The 21877-nt window shown below is 45.6% G+C and carries 15 protein-coding genes; 13 read left to right on the plus strand and 2 right to left on the minus strand.

Annotated features, from left to right (window positions below):
- Nucleotides 1-203: 203 nt before the first annotated feature.
- From HMPREF0240_RS18600 to HMPREF0240_RS18630, 7 genes are all read left to right on the plus strand, one after another.
- Entirely contained in the window at nucleotides 204-914 is a 711-nt protein-coding gene (locus tag HMPREF0240_RS18600; RefSeq protein ID WP_009004965.1) for a LytTR family DNA-binding domain-containing protein, read from the plus strand.
- 67 nt (nucleotides 915-981) lie between these two features.
- The gene (locus tag HMPREF0240_RS18605; RefSeq protein WP_009004966.1) at nucleotides 982-2265 is read left to right on the plus strand and encodes a sensor histidine kinase; all 1284 of its coding nucleotides are present in this window, start codon (nucleotides 982-984) and stop codon (nucleotides 2263-2265) included.
- Nucleotides 2266-2443: 178 nt separating this feature from the next.
- Complete coding sequence (locus tag HMPREF0240_RS18610; protein WP_009004967.1) at nucleotides 2444-3070, plus strand: DedA family protein; 627 nt, start codon at nucleotides 2444-2446, stop codon at nucleotides 3068-3070.
- A 287-nt stretch (nucleotides 3071-3357) separates the two neighbouring features.
- Nucleotides 3358-5868: a CoA-disulfide reductase gene (locus HMPREF0240_RS18615; RefSeq protein WP_009004968.1), complete on the plus strand. Its 2511-nt coding sequence runs from the start codon at nucleotides 3358-3360 to the stop codon at nucleotides 5866-5868.
- Between the two features lie 170 nt (nucleotides 5869-6038).
- Nucleotides 6039-7517 carry a rhamnulokinase family protein gene (locus HMPREF0240_RS18620; protein ID WP_009004969.1) on the plus strand — a complete coding sequence of 493 codons (1479 nt, stop codon included), beginning with the start codon at nucleotides 6039-6041 and terminating at the stop codon, nucleotides 7515-7517.
- Nucleotides 7518-7523: 6 nt separating this feature from the next.
- A complete protein-coding gene (locus HMPREF0240_RS18625; RefSeq protein ID WP_009004970.1) occupies nucleotides 7524-8501 on the plus strand; it encodes a LacI family DNA-binding transcriptional regulator in 978 nt (325 codons plus the stop codon).
- A 27-nt stretch (nucleotides 8502-8528) separates the two neighbouring features.
- Nucleotides 8529-9818: an L-rhamnose isomerase gene (locus HMPREF0240_RS18630; RefSeq protein ID WP_009004971.1), complete on the plus strand. Its 1290-nt coding sequence runs from the start codon at nucleotides 8529-8531 to the stop codon at nucleotides 9816-9818.
- 172 nt (nucleotides 9819-9990) lie between these two features.
- Here the strand turns inward: HMPREF0240_RS18630 and HMPREF0240_RS18635 are convergent, their stop codons facing one another.
- Nucleotides 9991-10986 (minus strand): AraC family transcriptional regulator, encoded by a 996-nt coding sequence (locus HMPREF0240_RS18635; protein ID WP_009004972.1) that lies wholly within the window; start codon nucleotides 10984-10986, stop codon nucleotides 9991-9993.
- 164 nt (nucleotides 10987-11150) lie between these two features.
- Here HMPREF0240_RS18635 and HMPREF0240_RS18640 point away from each other — a divergent pair, with 164 nt between their 5' ends.
- The 3 genes from HMPREF0240_RS18640 (at nucleotide 11151) to HMPREF0240_RS18650 (ending at nucleotide 16690) form a co-directional block, all read left to right on the plus strand.
- On the plus strand, nucleotides 11151-12512 hold the full coding sequence (locus HMPREF0240_RS18640) for a PTS transporter subunit EIIC (RefSeq protein WP_009004973.1): 1362 nt from the start codon (nucleotides 11151-11153) through the stop codon (nucleotides 12510-12512).
- 79 nt (nucleotides 12513-12591) lie between these two features.
- A complete protein-coding gene (locus HMPREF0240_RS18645; protein WP_035314164.1) occupies nucleotides 12592-15216 on the plus strand; it encodes a glycosyl hydrolase in 2625 nt (874 codons plus the stop codon).
- A gap of 58 nt (nucleotides 15217-15274) precedes the next feature.
- A complete protein-coding gene (locus tag HMPREF0240_RS18650) occupies nucleotides 15275-16690 on the plus strand; it encodes a glycoside hydrolase family 1 protein (protein WP_009004975.1) in 1416 nt (471 codons plus the stop codon).
- Between the two features lie 126 nt (nucleotides 16691-16816).
- On the opposite strand, the gene HMPREF0240_RS18655 is transcribed toward HMPREF0240_RS18650, so the two are convergent.
- Nucleotides 16817-18340, minus strand: a complete 1524-nt coding sequence (locus HMPREF0240_RS18655) for a DUF4474 domain-containing protein (RefSeq protein ID WP_083806371.1) — start codon at nucleotides 18338-18340, stop codon at nucleotides 16817-16819.
- A 219-nt stretch (nucleotides 18341-18559) separates the two neighbouring features.
- On the opposite strand from HMPREF0240_RS18655, the gene HMPREF0240_RS18660 reads away from it, so the two are divergent.
- The 3 genes from HMPREF0240_RS18660 (at nucleotide 18560) to HMPREF0240_RS18675 (ending at nucleotide 21876) form a co-directional block, all read left to right on the plus strand.
- On the plus strand, nucleotides 18560-19762 hold the full coding sequence (locus HMPREF0240_RS18660) for an ABC transporter substrate-binding protein (RefSeq protein WP_009004977.1): 1203 nt from the start codon (nucleotides 18560-18562) through the stop codon (nucleotides 19760-19762).
- A gap of 152 nt (nucleotides 19763-19914) precedes the next feature.
- Nucleotides 19915-20793 carry a branched-chain amino acid ABC transporter permease gene (locus HMPREF0240_RS18670; protein WP_009004979.1) on the plus strand — a complete coding sequence of 293 codons (879 nt, stop codon included), beginning with the start codon at nucleotides 19915-19917 and terminating at the stop codon, nucleotides 20791-20793.
- A 9-nt stretch (nucleotides 20794-20802) separates the two neighbouring features.
- On the plus strand, nucleotides 20803-21876 hold the full coding sequence (locus tag HMPREF0240_RS18675; RefSeq protein ID WP_009004980.1) for a branched-chain amino acid ABC transporter permease: 1074 nt from the start codon (nucleotides 20803-20805) through the stop codon (nucleotides 21874-21876).
- The last annotated feature ends 1 nt before the right edge of the window (nucleotide 21877 follow it).

Here is a 21877-nt window from a genome sequence, read left to right on the forward strand (position 1 = left end):
GTTCCGGCTGATTTTGTGTGTTTCCTCTTACTGCTGCTTAGCACAGCGGCCCGTATTCCAGACAGATATATGCGTCCGTCTGCCCCCGCCCCGTTCCACGTCAGGCGTCCCCCACCCCCAGAACTTTCCCCAAAAACGATTGCAATTGTTGGGGAGAATGTGGTAGTTTAGGAGGAGAACTGGATTTTGGGGGACAAGATGAGATGAGAATTGCTATCTGTGATGATGAGAAGAAATTGAGGAACAGTCTGCGCAGAGTGTTGGAGACACAGCTGCAGCTGGACGGTGTGGAATATGAGATAGAGGAATATGAGTGTGGAGAGGATCTGCTTGCCGGGATGGAGCATAAGGTGCCGGATATTCTGTTTCTGGATATAGAGATGTCCGGGATCGACGGAATGGAAACGGCCAGGGAGCTTCGAAAGAAGTATCAGGATACGGTGCTGATCTTTGTGACTGCGTATCCGGATTTTGTATTTCAGGGATATGAGGTGCATGCCTTTCATTATATATTGAAGCCATATAAAGAGGAGAAGATACGTGAAGTGTTGGGAAAGGCCGTGGAGGAGACCGGACAGAGCATGGAAAAGTATTACCTGGTGGAGCAGAAGACGGGAACTCTGCGCCTGCCATTTGGAAAGGTTCTGTATTTTAAAAGTGAAGGGCGGACTGTAGAGGCAGTGACTGTTGGCAGTGCCGCTTGTGAATCTGTAAAATTCTATGGAAAGCTTGGTGAGATCGAGGAGGAGATGCCTTCCTTTTTTATCCGGATACATAACCGGTATCTTGTGAACCTGAAGTATGTGGACAAGCTGGAGGGAAGCAGTCTGGAATGCGGCGGGCAGATTCTGCCTGTGAGCAGGGCATACAAGCAGACGGCGGCGGTAGCATTTGCGAAGCTGATGCTGAAATAGAGCTTTGTAGGTACCAATTCAGGCTTGCCTGAATTGGTACCTTTGTGCAGGAAAGGACGGAATTTATATGGAAACTTTTTTTGACACGCTGGGTACCATTTTTTATTTTATAGAGAGTTACTTTTTTTACAGGACACTTGCCTGCTTTCTGGAGCCAAAGAAAAAGGTTGTCTGGCGGGCAGTGAGTTATCTGATTGGGCTGTTTGTATGTACAATGGTGATATTTCCGCAGGATGTGGTAAATATTACAGTTAATATCCCCCTTTTCCTTGCAATGTTGCTGATCGGGTTCAGGCAGAAGATTCTGGTGAAGGTTTCTGTTTTGCTTATCTTTTTTCCGATTATAATATCGGCAAATTTTCTGACCCAGCAAATCGGGACCTGGATCTGGATAAACCTGCTTGAAAGCGGAGAGTTGGCCAATATAGTGCTGTCTAATATGATATTGATTGTGAATATCCTGTTCTGGTATCTGTTTTGGCGGATGTCGGATCAGAAGATCAGAGAGATGATGGATACTCTGGATGAGAAGTCGTGGTTTCTGCTGGATGCCGTCTGCCTGGCATCGCTGACTGCGGTGATGAGCTGTGTATACTATACACCGGATGAGTCCTACAAAGTGTGGCTCTGCATGCTTGCGTGCCTGATCACCAATTTTGCCAGTATCAGGCTGGTATTCTATCTGGCGGAAAATATCCGCAGCCGACTGGAGCAGAAGAATGAAAAACTGCAGCAGGATTATTACAGGGAACTGGAGGCAGGGCAGCAGGAGCTGCGGAAATTCAGGCACGATATGAATAATCATTTCAGCGTGGTGGCTGGGTTGATGGAAGACGGAAAAGATGAGGAAGCGAAGAAGTATTTCCAGAAGCTGTCGGGACAGCTTAGTGCGAAGGGGAGGACATTCTGCAAAAACAGTATTGTGAATGCCGTTCTCAATGCAAAGTATAACCGGGCAGTGGAGCAGGGTATCGACTGTTTCTTTAATATTGAGATTAATGAACTGTTTTTTATTGACCCTCTGGATATCTGCACCATTTTCTCCAATATGCTGGACAATGCCATTGAGGCGTGTATGAAGGTGGTTCCAGAGAAACGCAGGATATCCATGAAGGCGAGATGTACGGAAAAAGGGTATTTCAGCTTCGAGATTGAGAACTCTAAAAGTCAGGAGATTCAGATTGAGGATGGGAAATTCAGGACATGGAAAAAGGAGAAGAAGCTGCATGGGATCGGCATTGAGAATGTCAAAGATGTGGTAAGACGCTATCAGGGAACGGTGGACATCACCCATGATACTGAGACGTTCTGTGTTGTAATACTGATTGCGGAGGGCAGCAGTCTTGCCTGATTTATTTTGTGATGCATCCGGGGGAAGTCCTTACAAAAGAGAGGATGCTTACCGACATACCCTCCGTTCATGAGACTTAAAGCTCGTTCACTGTATTAAGTTGGGTATGAAATGGAATGATTCGTTTTTTCTTTCATATACTTATTTTACAGAATGTTATTTATTTAAGGATGGGTGTATGCAGGAATTAATTATCCAGATTATGAATCAGTTTGGCTATCTGGGAGTCTGTTTTCTGATTGCCATAGAGAATATCTTTCCTCCGATACCATCGGAAGTCATTCTGACTTTTGGCGGCTTTATGACAACTTATACAAGGCTAACGGTGCCGGGAGTCATTATTTTTTCTACATTAGGCTCTACAATCGGGGCGATTGTACTGTATTGGATTGGCACGGCATTAACACCGCAGAGATTAGAGGCACTGACAGAAGGGAAGGCATTCCGGGTGCTTGGATTTGAGAAAGAGGATGTGGAAAAGACGATCGGATGGTTTGAAAAGCATGGGAAGAAAGCAATACTTTTTGGGAGATGCATCCCGATTATAAGGAGTCTGGTGTCCGTACCTGCGGGGATGGCACAGATTAATATGCCTGTTTTTTTGACCTATACCATGATTGGAAGTACGATATGGAATATATTGCTCGTATCACTGGGGGCAATCCTTGGGGCATCCTGGGAAGTGGTAGTTTTGTACATTGGAAAGTATTCCACATTTATTAAAGCGGTTCTGATTGCGGCGGTTCTGTTTCTGGTGATCCGTTTTATGTGGAAGAAGATTACATATAAAAATGAAGAAGTTTAACCGGAAAAGATTTAGACGAAAGAGATTGGTGCGGAAGACGTATCATGGAAATCTGATATATGAGAAATAAAACTCCCGGCATTTCAGTAAAGAAGTGCCGGGAGTTTTTGGTGGAAGAAAAAGGAAATATGTTGAGTGAGTATGACCAGCAATAAGAAAACCAAAGAACTAATTATTTTTATGTCCTTATGTGACATGGTTACAGAAGAAAGTATGAAAGAGGATTATAATAATTAAAACTTCTGAACAGATAAAAGAATATGCGATTAAGAAAAGGAGATTTGAATATGGCAAAAAAAACAGTTATCATCGGAGGAGTTGCGGGCGGCGCGACAACTGCAGCAAGACTGCGGAGAAGAGATGAGTCTATGCAGATCATCATGCTGGAGAGAGGTGCGTATATATCTTATGCAAACTGTGGCCTGCCTTACTATATCGGGGATGTGATTAAAAGCCGGGATGCCCTCCTGTTACAGACACCTCAGGCAATGAAGGAGAAGTTTAATATCGATGTACGGGTATCCAGTGAAGTGACAAGAATTATGCCTGAAGAGAAAAAAATTGAAGTGAAAAATTTAGCAACGAATGAAATATATGAGGAAACCTATGATAATCTGGTGCTGGCGACAGGCTCATCACCCATAAAACCATCAATTCCGGGAATTGACGGGGATCATATCTTTACCCTCTGGTCTGTCCCTGATACGGACAGGATTAAGGCTTATATTACAGAGAAAAAGCCGAAACGTGCTGCGGTAATCGGAGGAGGCTTTATCGGACTTGAGATGGCAGAAAATCTCCATGCGCAGGGCATTGAGGTATCTGTTATCGAGATGCAGAATCAGGTCATGGCGCCTTTGGATTTGGATATGGCGAATTTAATCCATGAAAATATGAGAATGAATCAGGTTCACCTGATTTTGGGGGACGGTGTGAAAGCGTTCCACCATGAGCGCGAGGGCGGAGCAACAGAGATAGAATTAACCAGCGGGGCATCAGTGCGGACAGATATGGTGATCCTGTCTATTGGTGTGCGCCCTAACAGCGAACTTGCAAAGCAGGCTGGTGCAAAGCTGAATAAGAGAGGCGGAGTAATAGTAGATCAATATCTTCAGACTTCCCTTCCTGATATATATGCGGTGGGCGATGTGATAGAGGTGGAACATTATGTGACAAAGGATAAGACGATGATACCTCTTGCAGGACCTGCAAATAAACAGGCACGTATTCTGGCAGATAATCTTGCAGGAGATAAGAAAAAGTATAATGGAACTTTAGGAACAGCCGTGGCAAAGGTGTTTGACCTGCACGCCGCAAGTACCGGGCTGAATGAAAAGCAGCTGAAGGGAATGGGGAAAGTGAAGGGAGAGGACTATTATGCAGCTTTGATTAATCAGAAATCCCATGCCGGGTACTATCCCGGGGCGGCCCCTCTGACCTTGAAGATGCTGTTTGATAAAGAAGGGAAGATCCTTGGCGCTCAGATTGTAGGACAGGAAGGTGCGGACAAAAGAATCGATACCCTTGCGTCTGTCATGCGCCTGAATGGCACGGTTTATGATTTGGAGGAATTGGAGCCTGCCTACGCGCCGCCGTTTTCTTCCGCAAAGGATCCGGTAAATATGCTCGGATTTGTTGCGGAAAATATGCTGCAGGGCCTGGTAAGCTTTATAGAATCGGATGAACTGGATACTCTACTGGCAGATAAAGGGAAGAAAGAGGAGTATACTGTCCTGGATGTCACGGAAGACATGGAGCGTCTGGTATTTTCCATCCCCGGTTCTTCTCATATTCCACTGGGGAAACTTCGTGAACGAATGGATGAGCTGGATAAAGAGAAACTGATTATTCCTTACTGTTCGATTGGTGTGCGTTCCTATAATGCAGCAAGAATACTAAGCCAGAATGGATTTGCTAAAGTAGCTGTTCTGTCAGGGGGAACCTCGTTTTATAAGTCCATGCACAGCAAAAATTATCAGCAAAATGAAAATTTGCAGACAGACACGGATATCTTGAAGGGGGAAAATAAGATGACAGCAGGAGAAAATGAAATGCCGGATAGAGAATTGAAAGTTCTGGATTGCTGCGGACTGCAGTGTCCGGGCCCAATTATGAAGGTTCATGAAGCAATCTCAGGGATGGAAGACCAGGAAGTCTTAAAAGTATCCGCTACTGATATGGGCTTTGCGGCAGACATTGATTCCTGGTGCCGGAGAACCGGGAATACTCTGGTGAAGACTGAACGCCAAAATCAGGAAAACATTGTATATATCAAAAAGGGTATGAAGAACTGTGACGTGAAGGAAGAAAGCAAAATAGCAGAGGCCCCGCAGGGAAAGACCATTATCGTATTCAGCGGCGATTTGGATAAAGTACTGGCGTCCTTTATTATAGCAAACGGAGCTGCGTCCATGGGCAGGCCGGTAACGATGTTCTTTACATTCTGGGGGTTGAATGCACTTAGAAAATCCAATGCGCCTTCCATTAAAAAGCCTTTTATGGATAAGATGTTTGGGGCCATGATGCCAAAAGGCAGCAGAAAGCTGAAGCTTTCAAAGATGAATATGGCCGGAATGGGTACTGCCATGATGAAAAAAGTGATGAAAGATAAAAACGTAGATTCTCTCGAAGCACTGATGGAGCATGCACAAAATAGCGGAATCAGGCTTGTTGCGTGCACAATGTCCATGGACATCATGGGAATTACAAAGGAAGAATTAATCGATGGTGTGGAGCTGGCAGGAGTCGCATCCTATCTTGGAGATGCTGAGGAGTCCAATGTGAACCTCTTTGTTTAGAAAAGCTGATAAATTGAATATTTGATGTGTGCTTTTTTCGAAATTCCCTTTCTGTCATAAGTGTAAGGTACGGAAGAAAAATTATGGTGAAACGATTGACTAAGTGCGGCCGACTGTGCTATGATAATCAGGTCAAACGATTCACTTATAAGATGAAGGAGTGTGCGAAAATGAAAGTAATAGCAGTTGATCTGGGAGCGTCAAGCGGAAGACTTATCAGTGTTTCACTGAAGAACGGAAAAGTGGAACTGGAAGAGCTGCACAGGTTTTTAAATGAAGGAATTTACGCAGGGGACAGGTTCTACACAGATATTCTTAATATCTTCCATGAGATCCTGAAGGGCCTGCAGATTGCACAGAAAAAGATCGGGAAGATCGATGCCATCGGTATTGACACCTGGGGCGTAGACTTTGCATTTCTGGACAGCCAGGGGGAATTACTGGGGAATCCGTACCATTACCGGGATACCCAGGCCATCGGTATGATGGAGAAAGCCGGGAATATATTTGGGAAAAAGGGGCTGTTTTATGAAACCGGCGTGCAGGACATGTGGTATAATACCGTGTATCAGATCCTGGGTATACAGAACAGAAATTCTGAAAAAGCGGCCGGCAAAAAGACTTTTTTAATGCTGCCGGATGTACTGGGCTATTTTCTGACAGGAGAGCGGAGTCTGGAATATACAAGCGTATCTACGACCCAGATGTATGATCTGAAAAATAAGTCCTGGGCAGAATCCGTGCTTTACGAATTAGGGCTGGAAAAATCCGTTTTTCCTGAGGTGCTCATGACAGGTGCCGTGAAAGGAAATCTGACAAAGAGGATTAAAAAATTAGCGGGAATCGGGGAAGCAGGAGATATTCCGCTGATCGCTGTTGCCCAGCACGATTCTGCGTCCGCGGCCTATGCAGTACCGGCGCAGGAAGATAATTATGTATTTATTAATTCCGGTACATGGTCTATCATCGGTATGGTTATGGATGAGCCGGTTGTCACGGATATGGTCTACGACAGAAACTTTTCGAATGAAGGAGCTGCCTTTGGAAAAATAAAGCTGGTTAAGACGATCATGGGAATGTGGCTCATTCAGGAGCTGCGCAAATGCTGGGAAAAGAAAGGCAGCAACATCGATTATACATATCTGATCAAGGAAGCAGAGGCGGCATCTCCATTTTCTCATTTTATCGAAGTAGATGACGAACTTTTTGTGGCACCGCTGGATATGGAGGATGCAGTCAATCAGTACTGCGTGCGGACAAAACAGAAGGAAATCCAGACTCAGGGAGGTTTTTACCGTGCAGTCATGGAATCTCTTGCTTTCAAATATAAAGAGTCGGTCTGTGACGTAGAGGAGATCACAGGTAAAAAGACAGATACACTGTATCTACTTGGAGGAGCCGTGCGGGACGCTATGTTCTGCCAGTTTATAGCAAATGCCACAGGAAAGACGGTAAGCGCGGGCCCCGTTGAGGCAACAGCGGTTGGCAATGCCATGATTCAGATGAAAGCGCTGGGAAAAATACAGAATGAGAAAGAGAATGCTGGAATTATACAGTCCTCCTTTGATATAATAAAATATAAGCCCCAGGATTCGGAACTCTGGGATAAGATGTATCAGAAATACAAAATTATAACAGAACGAAAGTGAGAACTTATGGCAACCTTAAAAGACGTAGCGGAAATGGCAGGAGTCTCTGTCAGTACAGTATCTTATGTCCTAAGCGGGAAGAAGACTGTGCGTCCCGAAACTCTGCAGCGAATCGAAGATGCAATTGAAAAACTGGATTATTGTCCGAATCTTCTTGCAAGCAGTTTGAAGACTAATCAATCCAAGACAATCGGAGTTGTGGTATCAGATCTGCAGAATCTGTTTTTCGTGGATCTTCTGGCCAGTATTGAAGACGAACTGGGGCAGCAGGGCTACTGTATGACGGTCTGCAACTCGGACAATAGCTCCAGCAGGGAGAAAAAGTGTCTGCGCAGGCTGATGTCAAGGAATATAGACGGCCTGATTCTGATCGGGACAGGAGTGAACGACTTTACAAATTTCAGAAAAATCAAACTTCCGCTTGTCTGCATCGACCGTGTATCGGATCAGGAGTTTTTTACGGTCAGGACAGATAATTTTCAGGGCGGGATGATGGGGACAAAGCATCTGATTTCCAAAGGATATAAGAAAATACTGTTTCTTGGAAATCAGGAGTATGAGTTTTCTATTGAACGGTGCCGGGGATATGAAACAGCTATGAAGGAGGCGGGCCTCGAAGAATATATTAGTTGCCGGAATATAGACACACTGAAAGTGGAGGGGGCATACCAGGAAGTTGAAAAAATGCTTCAGGAGAAGTTGGAATTCGATGCTGTTTTTGGGAGTTTTGATTATTTTGCAATCGGCGCATTAAATGCACTGATCCGGCATGGCATACGAGTACCGGAGCAGGTGGGGGTGCTGGGGTTCGATGATATTGCACCTGCCAGGTTCACTGTTCCGGTGCTGTCTTCCGTTGCACAGCCCAAAAAGGAACTGGGGACAACGGCGGTTCAGTGCCTGCTGAAGATGCTGCATAAGGAGACGCTGGAGGAGCGCCAGCTGCTGTTAATGCCTGAGGTTGTCGAACGGGAATCCTGTTAATAGATGGAAAGGTTGGGAACTTTCAAGATGAACAGAGAATTAAGAATTGAAAAAACATATGAGTATGCCCGGGAAATCTATGGGGAATATGGGATAGACACAGAAGCAGTATTGAACAGGTTCGACACGATTCCTATCTCCATACCATGCTGGCAGGGGGATGACGTGGGCGGTTTTGAACGCCGGGGCGGTGGTGCCGGCGGCGGAATCATGGCAACCGGAAATTATCCGGGCAAGCCCCGCACGGCGGAGGAACTCCGGATGGACATGGAAAAATGCATGGAATATGTGCCTGGTAAGGTCAAGATTAATCTTCACTCCAGCTACGGCGAGGACTATGAAAAAGATATAGACCGCGATGCCTATGCGCCCCTCCATTTCAAGAAGTGGGCCGCATGGGCTAAAGACAAAGAAGTCGGTCTGGACATGAATGCAACTACCTTCGGGCATCCTATGGCAGAAGATAATCTGACCATTTCCAATCCAAAACCAGAAGTACGGAAGTTCTGGATCAGGCATATGCAGGCAGTTAGAGAAATCTCAGAATATATCGGAAAAGAGCAGGGGCAGCCATGTATATTTAATACCTGGGTACAGGACGGAATCAAGGATATGCCTGCCGACCGGATGCTTTACAGGCGGCTGATGCTGGAATCCTTTGATGAAATCTTCAGTGCAAAAGAGATTTCACCGGAATATGTATATGATGCACTGGAACCAAAATTGTTTGGTGTGGGTGTGGAGAGTTTTACTGTAGGCTCCCATGATTTTTATCTGTCTTACCACGGACATGCGCGCGCCGGAAAAATAGGGAATACGATTATGAATCTGGATATGGGGCATTTTCACTGCGAGGAGTCTGTGGCAGATAAGATTTCTGCTGTGATGCTCTACTCTGATAAGATAATGGCGCATTTTACAAGGGGCGTACGGTGGGATTCAGACCATGTGGTCATTAATGACGAAAAAACCAATGATATGATGCGCGAGATTGTGCGCTGCGGTGTGGTGGATGATACATTCTTCGGCACAGACTATTTTGACGGTTCCGTAAACAGGGTAGCGGCCTGGACAATCGGAACGCGGGCAACAGAGCGTGCGCTTCTCGGGGCGCTGCTGGAACCTGCCCACATACTGAAGCAGGCGGAAAGCAGCGGAGATACAACGAAACGCCTGGCTTTGATGGATGAGTTCCGGTCACTGCCCGTAAATGCTGTCTGGGAATATTACTGCATGAAAAAGGGGAAGTTCGTCGGGATGGAATGGCTGGAAGATTTGAAACAATATGAAAGTAAGGTAATGTTTAAAAGAGGATAATTATATATTTACGTTTTTTATATTGGCTGATTACAGTAAAATAAGTAAGAGAATGGGCGTATGTCACCATGGCATAAGCCTTTTTAAATGGAAGTAAACACAATGAAGAGAATGGAACACACAATTCCAGTGAATGGATGCGGGGCGGGATCATTTTATGATTCGGGAAGATTCATCTTCCAGGTAAGGCATGCCGGTATTCTTTTGGAGAGCAGCCGTATTCTTCTTTAAATTTTTTATAAAAAAAGCTCACATTTTCATATCCGACCGTATTGGCAATATCAGTTACGTTCAGATCGGTATTCCTCAGAAGCCGACCGGCGCGGATCAGGCGCTGTCTCTGCACCAGTTCCTTGTAGGAGTGCCCGGTTCTTTTTTTGAGAAGAGTTGTAAGATAGTTTGGGTTCATATTAAAAAAGCCGGCAGTTGATTCGAGGGTGCAGCTGTTATAATTTCCTTCAATAAACCGTAGGATAGGACCTACGGAGTTGCGGCTCATATTCAGGTTCTGGCGTTCCATGTCATCTTCGTAGACGTTGATCAGCTCACACAGAATCAGGGTGAAAAGGCTGTTGACGATATCGGAGCTGTTAATAGAAGGCGCATACATCTCGCAGAGCAGCTCGTTGAAATACAGCGGCAGCTTCCGGCTCTGTTCGGAGTGAAAAAGGATATAGTTGTCATGCTGCGTGTTTTTACTGATTGCGTTGATAAAAAAGGCAGACAGAATACTGTCCTGCGAAAATCTGTTGAAAAAGTTGCTGGTCAGATAATCTTTGTTGATAACCAGACTGACCATGATATCATCGTCACCGAGAATATCGGTGGAGTGCGGAGTATCGGTGTCGATGAGGGCAACCTGTCCTTTTTCCAGAACATAGGATTCATTGTTAATGATCTGGGGACATCTGCCGGAATAAATATAATTGATTTCAATCCAGTTATGGATATGCATTGGACAGGCCTGGTAACGGGACTGTTTTTTTAAGTAGAGAAGATTACTGTTTATGCTGAAACTGGAAGTGGTAAAATCCATAACCCGGACTTCCCGGCCGTTGCGAACCGTAGTAGGAAGGTCCTGGAATGAAAAGTAACTGGAGCCTTCTTTATATTGTTTTTCATGTGGGGTAAGATTTCTAAGGAGATTGTCCAGCGTATTAATATTCATAAAAACACCTGCCTTTCCTGCAATTTTTTCTCTGATATCATATTATAACAGAAGCTGAAGTTTGGTCAATAAATGCGTGAAATAAAGTTATTAAAATTCTGGGAAGCAAGTGCTATGATTAACCTGACAAATGACAAAGTAATGTAAAGGAGAGGAGTTCCGGTATGGATTATAACAAAGTGGCTTCTGAGGTATTAGATAAGGTTGGAGGCAAAAAGAATATTATCAGTATCACTCATTGTGTGACACGTCTGCGTTTTGTCCTGCGAGACGAGGGGATGACTGATGACGGGGCAGTAAAGGCCGTGGATGGTGTTAAAGGTCTGGTAAAACAGGGAGGACAGTACCAGGTGATTATCGGTACATCTGTAGCGAAAGTGGCAGAGGAAGTAAACAAGATACTTGGCATGGAAGTAGGCGAGAGCCAGGAGGCTGTGGCTGAGGATTTGAAGAAGAACGATAATCTGTTCAATAAGTTTTTTAAGACGATAACCGGGTGTGTATTCCCCGTTATGGGGCTTCTGATTGCATCCGGTATGATCAAAGGAATTCTGACGCTTCTGGTGACAATGAATGTGATCGCTGACACCAGCGGAGCATACCAGCTCTGGTATGCGGGAGCAGATGCACTGATGTATTTCTTCCCGATACTGATCGGATTTTCGGCAGGCAAGCAGTTCGGTGCGAATCCATTTTTAACGGCGGCAATCGGTGCGGCTCTTGTATATCCGAATATTGTAAGTGCTTATAATGACGGCACGGCAATGAAATTCTTTGGTATTCCGATTGTATTGACAAGCTATGCGAATTCTATTTTCCCGACCATGCTCGCCGCGTGGGTAACTGCAAAGGTGGAAAAGTTCTGGAAGAAGGTAGTGCCGGATATGCTGTCCATGATGTTTGTACCGTTTTTGACGCTGGTGATCGTGACACCGCTTACCTTCCTTGTGATCGGGCCGGTCATGAGCCTTGTATCCGGTTGGTTGGCAGATGGTACCAATGCGTTATGGGCATTCAGCCCGATTGTGGCAGGCGTGATTCTGGGCGCTTTCTGGCAGGTGATAGTAATTTTCGGACTTCATTATGCGTTCATTCCGATTCTGATTAATAACATAGCGACAAATGGCGTGGATCCAATCAATGCCGTTTTGGGAATGACCGTTATGGCATTGGCAGGTGCAGGCCTTGGATATGCCCTGAAGCAGAAGAACAAAGCGAAGAGAGTGGAGGGCTTAACCTGTGCCCTGACAGCATTTTTTGGTGTGACGGAGCCCATTATTTACAGCATTGCACTGCCGAAGAAGAGACCGTTTATGGCTGCATTTGCAGGCGGAGGCATTGCAGGAGGAATACTGGCTGCGACCGGAGCTGCGATGCAGGGATTTGGAAACGGCGGTATCTTCCAGACATTTATGATGATTTCTCCGACAGATTCTATGAATGTTGTATGGTTTGCAATTTGTTCTGCGGTTGCAGTCGCAGCCTCACTAGTGATTAGTTTTATTATTACTAAATCTGAGAATTAAAATTATAAAAGGCTGTTCCCTGACATTCGGGATACGGCCTTTTGCAGGACAGACAGAACATATTCAGGAGAGAGCATATATGAAGAAGATAAAAGAAAATTTAGAGGGAAGATATGAGAATCACATTTATCCGTTTCTCTGGATGCACGGAGAAGACGAACAGATACTCCGGGAATATATGGGGAAGATTGAGGAATCAGGGGTGCAGGCAGTATGCCTGGAAGCGCGCCCCCATCCGGACTTTATGGGAGACGGATGGTGGAGGGATATGGATATCTTACTGGATGAAGCGAAAGCGCGCGATATGAAGCTCTGGATTCTGGATGATTCTCATTTTCCCACAGGGTTTGCGAATGGAGCGGTGAAGGAGTGCTATCCTCAGTACAGAAAACGTTATTTGAAGCTTCATCAGCTTGATTTTGCCGGTCCGTTAAAACATGCAGAGGCATTGATAAAATTTGCATTCACAGACAAGGAGGATCGTCTGGAAGGTATTTTTCTGGCAAAAAAGCTGGGATATGAAAAAATAGATGCGTCTACGCTTGTTGATATTACAGCCGGGATTCAGGGACAACGGTCAGTGAGTTTCGAACTGCCGGAAGGGGAATGGAAAGTCATGGTGCTGGTGAGCACTTATACAGGAGGCGAACCTCATACAGAGGATTATCTCAACCCCATTGTGCCGGAAGCGACGGATGTTCTGATCCGGGAAGTATATGAGCCGCATTATCAACACTATCGTGAAGAATTTGGGAAGACAATTCTCGGCTTCTTTTCTGATGAGCCGCGTTTTGGAAATATACATGGGGCATATGGTTCCATTGGGAGATGTGATATGGTGCTGCCGTGGAGGGAAGATATGACTGATCTGCTGGCAGAAGAGATTGGGAATTGCAGTGCCCAGGAGTTAAAGCAGCGGCTGCCTCTTTTATTTATTGACGGTGGAAAGAAAGCAGGGCAGATCCGTTACCACTATATGAATCTGGTCAGCCGGTTGTACGCGGAGCACTTCAGCCAGAGAATCGGAGACTGGTGCCATGAACGGGGGATCAGTTATATAGGTCATACAATTGAAGACAATAATGCACATGCACGGCTTGGATACGGGGCCGGACATTTCTTCCGTGCCATGAAAGGGCAGGATATGGCAGGAATTGACGTGGTGCTGCATCAGCTGATGCCGGGAATGGATCACGGATATAATAAATCCATGACACAGAAGGGATGGGACGGAGAGTTTTTCCACTATGTGCTTGGCAAGCTGGGGGCATCCCTGGGACATATTGAGCCGCAGATGAAGGGAAGGATTATGTGCGAGGTATTCGGTGCCTATGGCTGGGCCGAGGGTAACCGACTGATGAAGTGGATCACAGACTATATGCTGGTGCGTGGGATTAATGAGTTTGTTCCTCATGCATTTGACCCAAAAGAATATCCGGATACAGACTGTCCCCCGCACTTTTATGCACATGGAAGGAATCCGCAGTTCCGGGAATTTCAGACACTGATGGTTTATATGAACCGGATGAGCCATCTTTTAAGCGGGGGGATCCACAGGGCGCCTGTGGCAGTAGGGTATCACGGTGAGGCAGAATGGTCAGGGGAATACATGCTGGTGCAGAAACCCTGTGCATGTCTGGCGAGGAATCAGATTGATTACGATATACTTCCACCGGATGCAATTGTAGAAGCAAAGGTGGAAGATGGCAGGCTCAGGGTCAACCACGAAGAATTTGAAGCTCTTGTAGTGCCGTATGCCGAGGCGCTTCCGGCGGCCTATTTGAAAAGGCTGGCCGGGGCGGCAGAGGAAGGTCTGCAAATCTTTATACTGAAAAAGCTGCCCTCAGGCAGCAGCGAAGGGCAAGATGTGGCAGTATATTTAAAACGACTGGAAAGAAGCAGAAACGTAACGGTTCTGGAAACAGAAGATCTGGTGCAGGCTCTCAGAAAGGCCGAAATCGGAGAGATCAGCTGCTCATCTTATGAACCTTATCTCAGGTATTATCATTATGAACATGCCGACGGCCATATTATGATGTTTGCCAACGAATCTCCCGGACAGGAGGTGCAGACAGAAGTAACAGTGCCTTTAAAAGGAAACTGGTTCCAATATGACGGCTTTTCAAATGAGATAATGCGTGCAGGAAACGGCGGAATCCTTCCGCTGAATCTGGCACCATACGAGTCTGCCGTATATTACTGGGAAAAGGACTGCGGCATGGAAAACGAACTGACGTGTTCCGGGCAAAGCCAGAAAGAGCTGAAGCTTATAAGCAGGACGAAAATAGAAGGGCCTTTCAGCGTGAGCTTTGCGAAGGAAGAGGAATATCCTGTATTTAGCGGGGAAATCCGGCTCACGGAGCTGGTTCCTCTGCAGCAGGTCGAAGGAAAAGAAGACTTTACAGGTGTAATACGGTATGAGGTGCCGTTCCAGATGGATGAAAAACGGGACCGCGTGGAAATATTACTGGATACTGTTTATGAGGGGGCAAGGGTGTCGGTGAATGGTTCGGAAGCTGAAATCAGGATATGTCCGCCATACCGTTTTGATGTGACAAATTATGTTCAAAGGGGAGAGAATATCCTGACAGCGGAGGTCACAACGACTTTAGGCAGAGCACAGAATGACTGGCTTTCACAGTTTATTTTAATGGAACCAACAGGAATTACGGAGCAGGTGATTATCAATCAGTATGAAAAATAGAAAACTGATAAAAACATGCAGCTGTAATGCAGCTGAAGATAAGGAGAAGAAGTCAGATATGAAGCAGTTATTTCCAGAAAACTTTTTGTGGGGCGGCGCCGTTGCGGCAAATCAGTGTGAGGGAGCATACCAGGAAGACGGGAAGGGGCTGTCCATTCAGGATGTCATGCCGCGTGGAATTATGGCTCCGCCTGTGGATACCCCGACAGAAGAGAATATGAAGCTGACCGGTATTGATTTTTATCACAGATATAAAGAAGATATTAAATTATTTGCGGAGATGGGATTTAAAGTATTTCGGACTTCAATCGCATGGTCCAGAATTTTTCCGAATGGGGATGAGGCTGTCCCAAACGAAAAGGGGCTTCAGTTCTATGATGATTTATTTGATGAATGTCATAAATATGGGATCGAGCCGCTGGTCACAATATCACATTATGAGACACCTCTGTACCTTGCAAAAAAATATGACGGCTGGACCAGCCGGAAATTGATCAACTTTTTTGAAAGATATGTGCGTACAGTGTTTGACCGGTATAAGGATAAAGTCAAATACTGGCTTACCTTCAACGAAGTCAATTCCATTCTGCATGCTCCGCTTATGAGCGGCGGCATCTGGACTCCAAAAGAAAAGCTGTCTAAGCAGGATTTATATCAGGCGGTCCATCATGAACTGGTAGCAAGTGCGTCCGCCGTTAAAATCGCCCATGAGATGATGCCGGATGCAATGATCGGCTGTATGATTCTTGGAATGCCGGTATATCCGCTCACTCCAAAGCCGGAGGATGTGATGGCGGCCATGAAGGCAGAGCAGAAGAATTATTTCTTTGCGGACGTACAGGTAAGAGGGTATTATCCGAAATATCTGGACAGTTATATGGAAGAGAATCACGTGAAAATAGAGATGGAACCGGGCGATGAGGATATTCTGAAAAACACAGTGGATTTTATATCCTTCAGTTACTATGCAAGCACCTGTGAAACCTCTCAGCCGGCCGCAGAATTGGCAGAAGGCAATCTGATGGGCGGAGTGAAGAATCCGTATCTGAACGAGAGTGAGTGGGGCTGGGCCATTGATGCGGTGGGACTGAGGTACCTCCTGAATCAGCTGTATGACCGTTACCAGAAACCTCTGTTTATCGTGGAAAACGGTCTGGGAGCTGTCGATGAACTGACGGAGGGACCGGATGGAAATCTGACGGTCCTTGATGACTACAGAATCGCGTACCTGAAAGCCCATATCCGGGAGATGGCAAATGCCATTGCAGACGGAGTGGACTTAATGGGATATACAACATGGGGATGCATTGATCTGGTCAGCGCGTCCACAGCACAGTTGAAAAAAAGATATGGCTTCATTTATGTGGATCGGAATGACGACGGAAGCGGAACGCTGGAACGGTATAAGAAAAAGTCATTTTACTGGTATCAGGATGTAATAAGAACAAACGGGCAGTGCCTGGAGGATATTTAACAGAAAATATGCGGAGAAACTGGATGAACTATAATTTCGCAAGCAGGAAGATGATGGATGCGTAAGAGTCACTGAAAGGCTGGCAAATTCGAATTGAATTTGCCAGCCTTTCTGCCTTTGACAGATCTAAGTTTTACGCTGGGTATCATCGGATTCCTGTTCATTAGCCTGTTCTCTTTGGCAGAATGTGGTCTCCCTTTCAGCAATTCTGTCAGTTACCGGAGAATTCCTGTTTTGATATCTGTCTGCCTGGGATGGTACGGGTATATTTTGCCGTGGCGGGCAGAGTGTGGGTGAGCACGGCCGGCAAGGCTGGCAGGAGTTCGGCCAACAGGGCTGGCATGACTCTGTGTGTTCCGGTGGACACTGCCCTCGTGGTTTAGGCGGGCAAGGCCTAGGAGGCTCCGGCGGGCACGGCTTAGGAGGCTCCGGCGGGCACGGCTTAGGAGGCTCCGGCGGGCAAGGCCTTGGAGGTTCCGGCGGGCAAGGCTTAGGAGGTTCCGGCGGGCACGGCTTAGGAGGTTCCGGCGGGCAAGGCCTAGGAGGTTTCGGCGGGCACGGCTTAGGAGGTTCCGGCGGGCACGGCCTTGGAGGTTCCGGCGGGCACGGCTTAGGAGGCTCTGGCGGGCAAGGCCTTGGAGGCTTCGGCGGGCACGGCTTAGGAGGTTCCGGTGGACAAGGTTTCGGAGGCCTCGGAGGACACGGTTCCGGAGGTTCCGGCTTCGGGTCATGAATGAGATCGATCAGCCATTTAAATGCCTCATAAAATCCCCGGGCATAGAGAGAATGCAGGAAGAATTCATATACTTCAGGCATAGCAGTTTTTAAATATTCCAGTTTATCCAGTGTGAATTTATACTTATGTGTTGCCAGTTCATAAAGTGTGCAATTGTTTTTATTTGTCAATTGAACAGCAGTTTCCTGTGCCATATTCCTGGTTAAAGGCTGTGGGGAATGCGGTTTCGTATAATGAATGAGTACCATAAGTTTTTTTATAGAATATTCTTTTTTTGTATACCCGACTGCCTGTAATGCGCTGACAAAGTTTTGGAGCATATCTGCATCGGGGAAGGTGATTCTGGCTTCCATGGTCAGGGAATCTGTCTGAGAAAATTCGCCCAGCTTAAACCCTGTCAGCCACCAGTGAATTGCGCTTCGCCTGATCAGTACTTTACGGTTTTTCTTAAGTACAAAGGACAGCGGCATAAGTTCAGCATCGCTGACCGCTTCATAAAAGGTCCCTTTAAATTTTTCATAGTCAATGTCTTCTCTTGTCGTATTGTAGATTCCAATCTCTCCTCCGGTAGTAATGCCGTACTGACCTTTCCAAAGTTCAATCAGCCAGCGTTTTCCACCATAAGAAAATGTGATCGGCTCACAATCCATTATCATGTTAAAAAATGGGGACCCCTCGTCATAGGCCTTACAATACCCCATTTCTCTTTGCCAGCAGTTCATCAGGGAATAAAAATAATCTCCCTTCATATCATAGGCGAATCCGGTTTCCTTTAATTCCGCGTTCACATTGGCGGCCAGCAAAGCTTTATCCGAAGTGGGACTGAAGTTTCGTGTATGCACCTTCCAGACGATGAGAAATATCAGTATCAGAAGGAGCAGGACAGCGCCAATTATAATTAATATGGTCAACATGGATAGAATCCTTTCAATCTATTTACTATATTTTATTCTGCAGATAGTAAACAGTACCGGATTTCAGGTGAAAGTTAATAAATTAATCTTATGCAGATAACTTAGGATTAATTTTAAATAATATAACAATTCAGAAGCTTTTGTTTCAGGTAAGGAACTCTATTGACAAAACGGAATATCGAAGGTATCATAAATAAAACAATAGGGAGGAAGTTATTTATGAAAAAGAGTAAAATGATTTTGAGTGTTCTTTTGGCGGGCACAATGGTGCTTGGGTTAGCAGGATGTGGCAGTCCATCCAAAAGTACATCGGACAATGCATCAGACAGTAAGACTTCTGATTCTTCAGACGGCGACACCTTTAAGATTGGCGGAATCGGACCAACCACAGGCGGGGCAGCAGTTTATGGACAGGCAGTTAAGAACGCCGCAGAGCTCGCGGTAAATGAAATTAACGAAGCCGGCGGTATCAATGGCAAGCAGGTTGAATTGAATTTTCAGGATGATGAGCACGATGCAGAAAAGGCAGTTAATGCATATAACACATTGAAAGACTGGGGTATGCAGGCTCTGCTCGGAACTGTAACGTCTACACCATGTGTTGCAGTTGCCAATGAAGCATATGCTGACAATATGTTCTTACTTTCACCATCAGGATCAGCAGTTGAATGCGTACAGTATGATAATGCATTCCGCGTATGTTTCTCAGACCCTAACCAGGGACTGGCATCAGCGCAATATATTGGTGAGAATAAGCTTGCTTCAAAGGTAGCGGTAATCTATGACAGCTCCGATGTATACTCATCAGGGATCTATGAGAAGTTTGCAGAAGAAGCAAAGAATCAGGATTTTGAGATCGTTGCTGCAGAGGCATTTACCGCTGATAACAACAAAGATTTCTCAACACAGATTCAGAAAGCAAAGGATGCGGGAGCAGATCTTGTATTCCTGCCAATATACTATACCGAAGCATCCCTGATCCTTGACCAGGCTAAAAAATCCGGCTACGATACAAAATTCTTCGGATGCGACGGTCTGGACGGAATCCTCTCTGTTGAGAACTTTGATACATCTCTTACGGAAGGCGTAATGCTTCTTACACCATTTGCAGCGGACGCGGATGATGAGGCAACTCAGAAATTCGTATCAGAATACAAAGAAAAATATGGAGATACACCGAACCAGTTCGCAGCGGATGCTTATGATGGAATGTATGCAATCAAGGCTGCATTTGAAGCTGAGAATGTGACTCCGGATATGAGTATCAGCGATATCTGTGAAGCAGCTAAGAAAGGTATAACATCCATCACAGTCGATGGCCTGACTGGCGGAGAAGAAGGAATTACATGGACAGCTGACGGGGAACCGAACAAATCCCCAAAAGCAGTTATCATCACAGATGGTGCTTACAAAGCAATGTAATAACATAAAAAAGGCAAAAGAGAGCGAAGGGCTTCCGAAGGACAGTTCTTCGCTCTCTTTTTGCAGAGAAAAGGAGTTCGATAAAACCATTGTCGGAACCGCTGGTATATGCTATACTTTTGTGAGAAAAAAGAATGAGAAAGAGGTGCCTTATGAGTTTTTTGTCGTATTTAATTAATGGCATAAGCCTTGGCAGTGTCTATGCAATCATAGCGCTGGGTTATACCATGGTTTATGGTATTGCCAAGATGTTGAACTTTGCTCATGGTGATGTCATTATGATTGGCAGTTTTGTTGTGTTTATAACCACGAGCGCAACAGGAATGAATCCACTGCTGGCAGTTTTACTGTCTGTTGTAGTCTGTACCATACTTGGTATGGTGATTGAAAGATTGGCTTACAAGCCGCTTAGGGGAGCTTCGCCCCTTGCCGTACTGATTACAGCGATTGGTGTCAGTTACTTTCTGCAGAACATTGCACTCCTTTTGTTTGGTGCAAATCCGAAATCCTTCACATCTGTAGTAAAGATTCCTGCGCTGAATCTGGCTGGCGGCAAATTGATTATTTCAGGGGAGACGATTGTCACAATTGTAACCTGTATCGTAATCATGATTGTTCTGACCATGTTTATGAAGACAAAACCAGGACAGGCAATGCTGGCTGTATCCGAGGATAAAGGAGCAGCGCAGTTGATGGGTGTAAATGTCAATAAAACGATTTCACTTACATTTGCCATCGGTTCCGGTCTGGCAGCGATTGCAGGTGTGCTTTTGTGCTCTGCATATCCATCCCTGACACCTTATACGGGATCTATGCCGGGTATTAAGGCGTTTGTTGCAGCGGTGTTTGGAGGAATCGGTTCTATCCCGGGCGCACTTCTTGGAGGAGTGATTCTTGGTGTAATTGAAATTCTATCCAAGGCATATATTTCCTCACAGCTTTCGGATGCAATTGTATTCGGTGTACTGATTATTGTGCTGCTTGTGAAGCCTACCGGTATTCTGGGTAAGAAGATCAACGAGAAAGTGTAGGTGGAATAGATGAAAAAGAAGATGCTAAATACAACTAAGAACAATTTAATTACATATGGTATGGTGATTATTGCCTATATTATCGTGCAGATATTCGTGCTGTCAGGCAGCCTGTCTAATCTGATGCAGGGACTTTTAGTACCTCTTTGCACCTATGTCATTCTTGCACTCTCCCTGAATCTGACGGTAGGGGTGCTTGGTGAGCTGAGTCTCGGGCATGCAGGTTTCATGTGTATTGGTGCATTCACAGGCGCCTTTTTTTCAAAATGCACCTTTGGAGCGATTCCGGATGGGCTTCGCTTTTTCCTTGCCATTCTGCTCGGCGCACTGGTGGCAGCAATTTTCGGCATATTAATCGGAATTCCCGTACTCCGTCTGCGCGGTGATTATCTGGCCATTGTGACACTGGCATTTGGGGAAATTATTAAAAATGTTATGAATGTATTGTATGTAGGGAAAGATTCAGCCGGATTTCATTTTTCATTGAAGGATCAGATGTCATTGAACCTTGCAGATGGCGGAGAAGTCATCATTAAAGGTGCCCAGGGAATCTCAGGAACACCGAAGAATTCTACATTTACAATAGGTATTATTCTGGTTCTGATCACCTTGTTTATTATTTTGAATCTGATGAACTCCAGAGATGGACGTGCAGTTATGGCCATCCGTGATAACCGTATTGCGGCAGAATCAATTGGAATCAATATTACAAAATATAAATTGATGGCATTTGCAGTTTCTGCCAGTCTTGCGGGTGTCGCTGGCGTCCTCTATGCGCATAACCTTGCAACACTGACAGCGCTTCCGAAGAATTTTGGTTACAATATGTCCATTATGATCCTTGTATTTGTAGTCCTCGGCGGAATCGGCAATATGCGCGGATCCATTATAGCGGCAGTTCTGCTTACCCTTCTCCCGGAGGTGCTCCGCGGGCTCAATGACTATCGTATGCTGATTTACGCAGTTGTACTGATTGTTATGATGCTCTTTAACTGGAGCCCGAAGGCTCAGGAATGGAAGGCCCGCCATTCACTGAAGAAGTTGTTTGGCAGAAAAGATACTGCAGCGAAGGGGGGAAACTAAG

This window comes from Clostridium sp. D5 (assembly GCF_000190355.1).
Classification (GTDB): domain Bacteria; phylum Bacillota; class Clostridia; order Lachnospirales; family Lachnospiraceae; genus Faecalicatena; species Faecalicatena fissicatena_A.

Excerpts from the sequence above, each read along its gene's own strand:
- HMPREF0240_RS18600 (WP_009004965.1), top strand. The coding sequence starts at position 204 with ATGAGAATTGCTATCTGTGATGATGAGAAGAAATTGAGGAACAGTCTG.
- HMPREF0240_RS18605 (WP_009004966.1), top strand. The coding sequence starts at position 982 with ATGGAAACTTTTTTTGACACGCTGGGTACCATTTTTTATTTTATAGAG.
- HMPREF0240_RS18650 (WP_009004975.1), top strand. The coding sequence starts at position 15,275 with ATGAAGCAGTTATTTCCAGAAAACTTTTTGTGGGGCGGCGCCGTTGCG.
- HMPREF0240_RS18635 (WP_009004972.1), bottom strand. The coding sequence starts at position 10,986 with ATGAATATTAATACGCTGGACAATCTCCTTAGAAATCTTACCCCACAT.
- HMPREF0240_RS18675 (WP_009004980.1), top strand. The coding sequence starts at position 20,803 with ATGAAAAAGAAGATGCTAAATACAACTAAGAACAATTTAATTACATAT.
- HMPREF0240_RS18660 (WP_009004977.1), top strand. The coding sequence starts at position 18,560 with ATGAAAAAGAGTAAAATGATTTTGAGTGTTCTTTTGGCGGGCACAATG.
- HMPREF0240_RS18620 (WP_009004969.1), top strand. The coding sequence starts at position 6,039 with ATGAAAGTAATAGCAGTTGATCTGGGAGCGTCAAGCGGAAGACTTATC.
- HMPREF0240_RS18645 (WP_035314164.1), top strand. The coding sequence starts at position 12,592 with ATGAAGAAGATAAAAGAAAATTTAGAGGGAAGATATGAGAATCACATT.
- HMPREF0240_RS18640 (WP_009004973.1), top strand. The coding sequence starts at position 11,151 with ATGGATTATAACAAAGTGGCTTCTGAGGTATTAGATAAGGTTGGAGGC.
- HMPREF0240_RS18615 (WP_009004968.1), top strand. The coding sequence starts at position 3,358 with ATGGCAAAAAAAACAGTTATCATCGGAGGAGTTGCGGGCGGCGCGACA.
- HMPREF0240_RS18670 (WP_009004979.1), top strand. The coding sequence starts at position 19,915 with ATGAGTTTTTTGTCGTATTTAATTAATGGCATAAGCCTTGGCAGTGTC.
- HMPREF0240_RS18630 (WP_009004971.1), top strand. The coding sequence starts at position 8,529 with ATGAACAGAGAATTAAGAATTGAAAAAACATATGAGTATGCCCGGGAA.
- HMPREF0240_RS18655 (WP_083806371.1), bottom strand. The coding sequence starts at position 18,340 with ATGTTGACCATATTAATTATAATTGGCGCTGTCCTGCTCCTTCTGATA.
- HMPREF0240_RS18625 (WP_009004970.1), top strand. The coding sequence starts at position 7,524 with ATGGCAACCTTAAAAGACGTAGCGGAAATGGCAGGAGTCTCTGTCAGT.
- HMPREF0240_RS18610 (WP_009004967.1), top strand. The coding sequence starts at position 2,444 with ATGCAGGAATTAATTATCCAGATTATGAATCAGTTTGGCTATCTGGGA.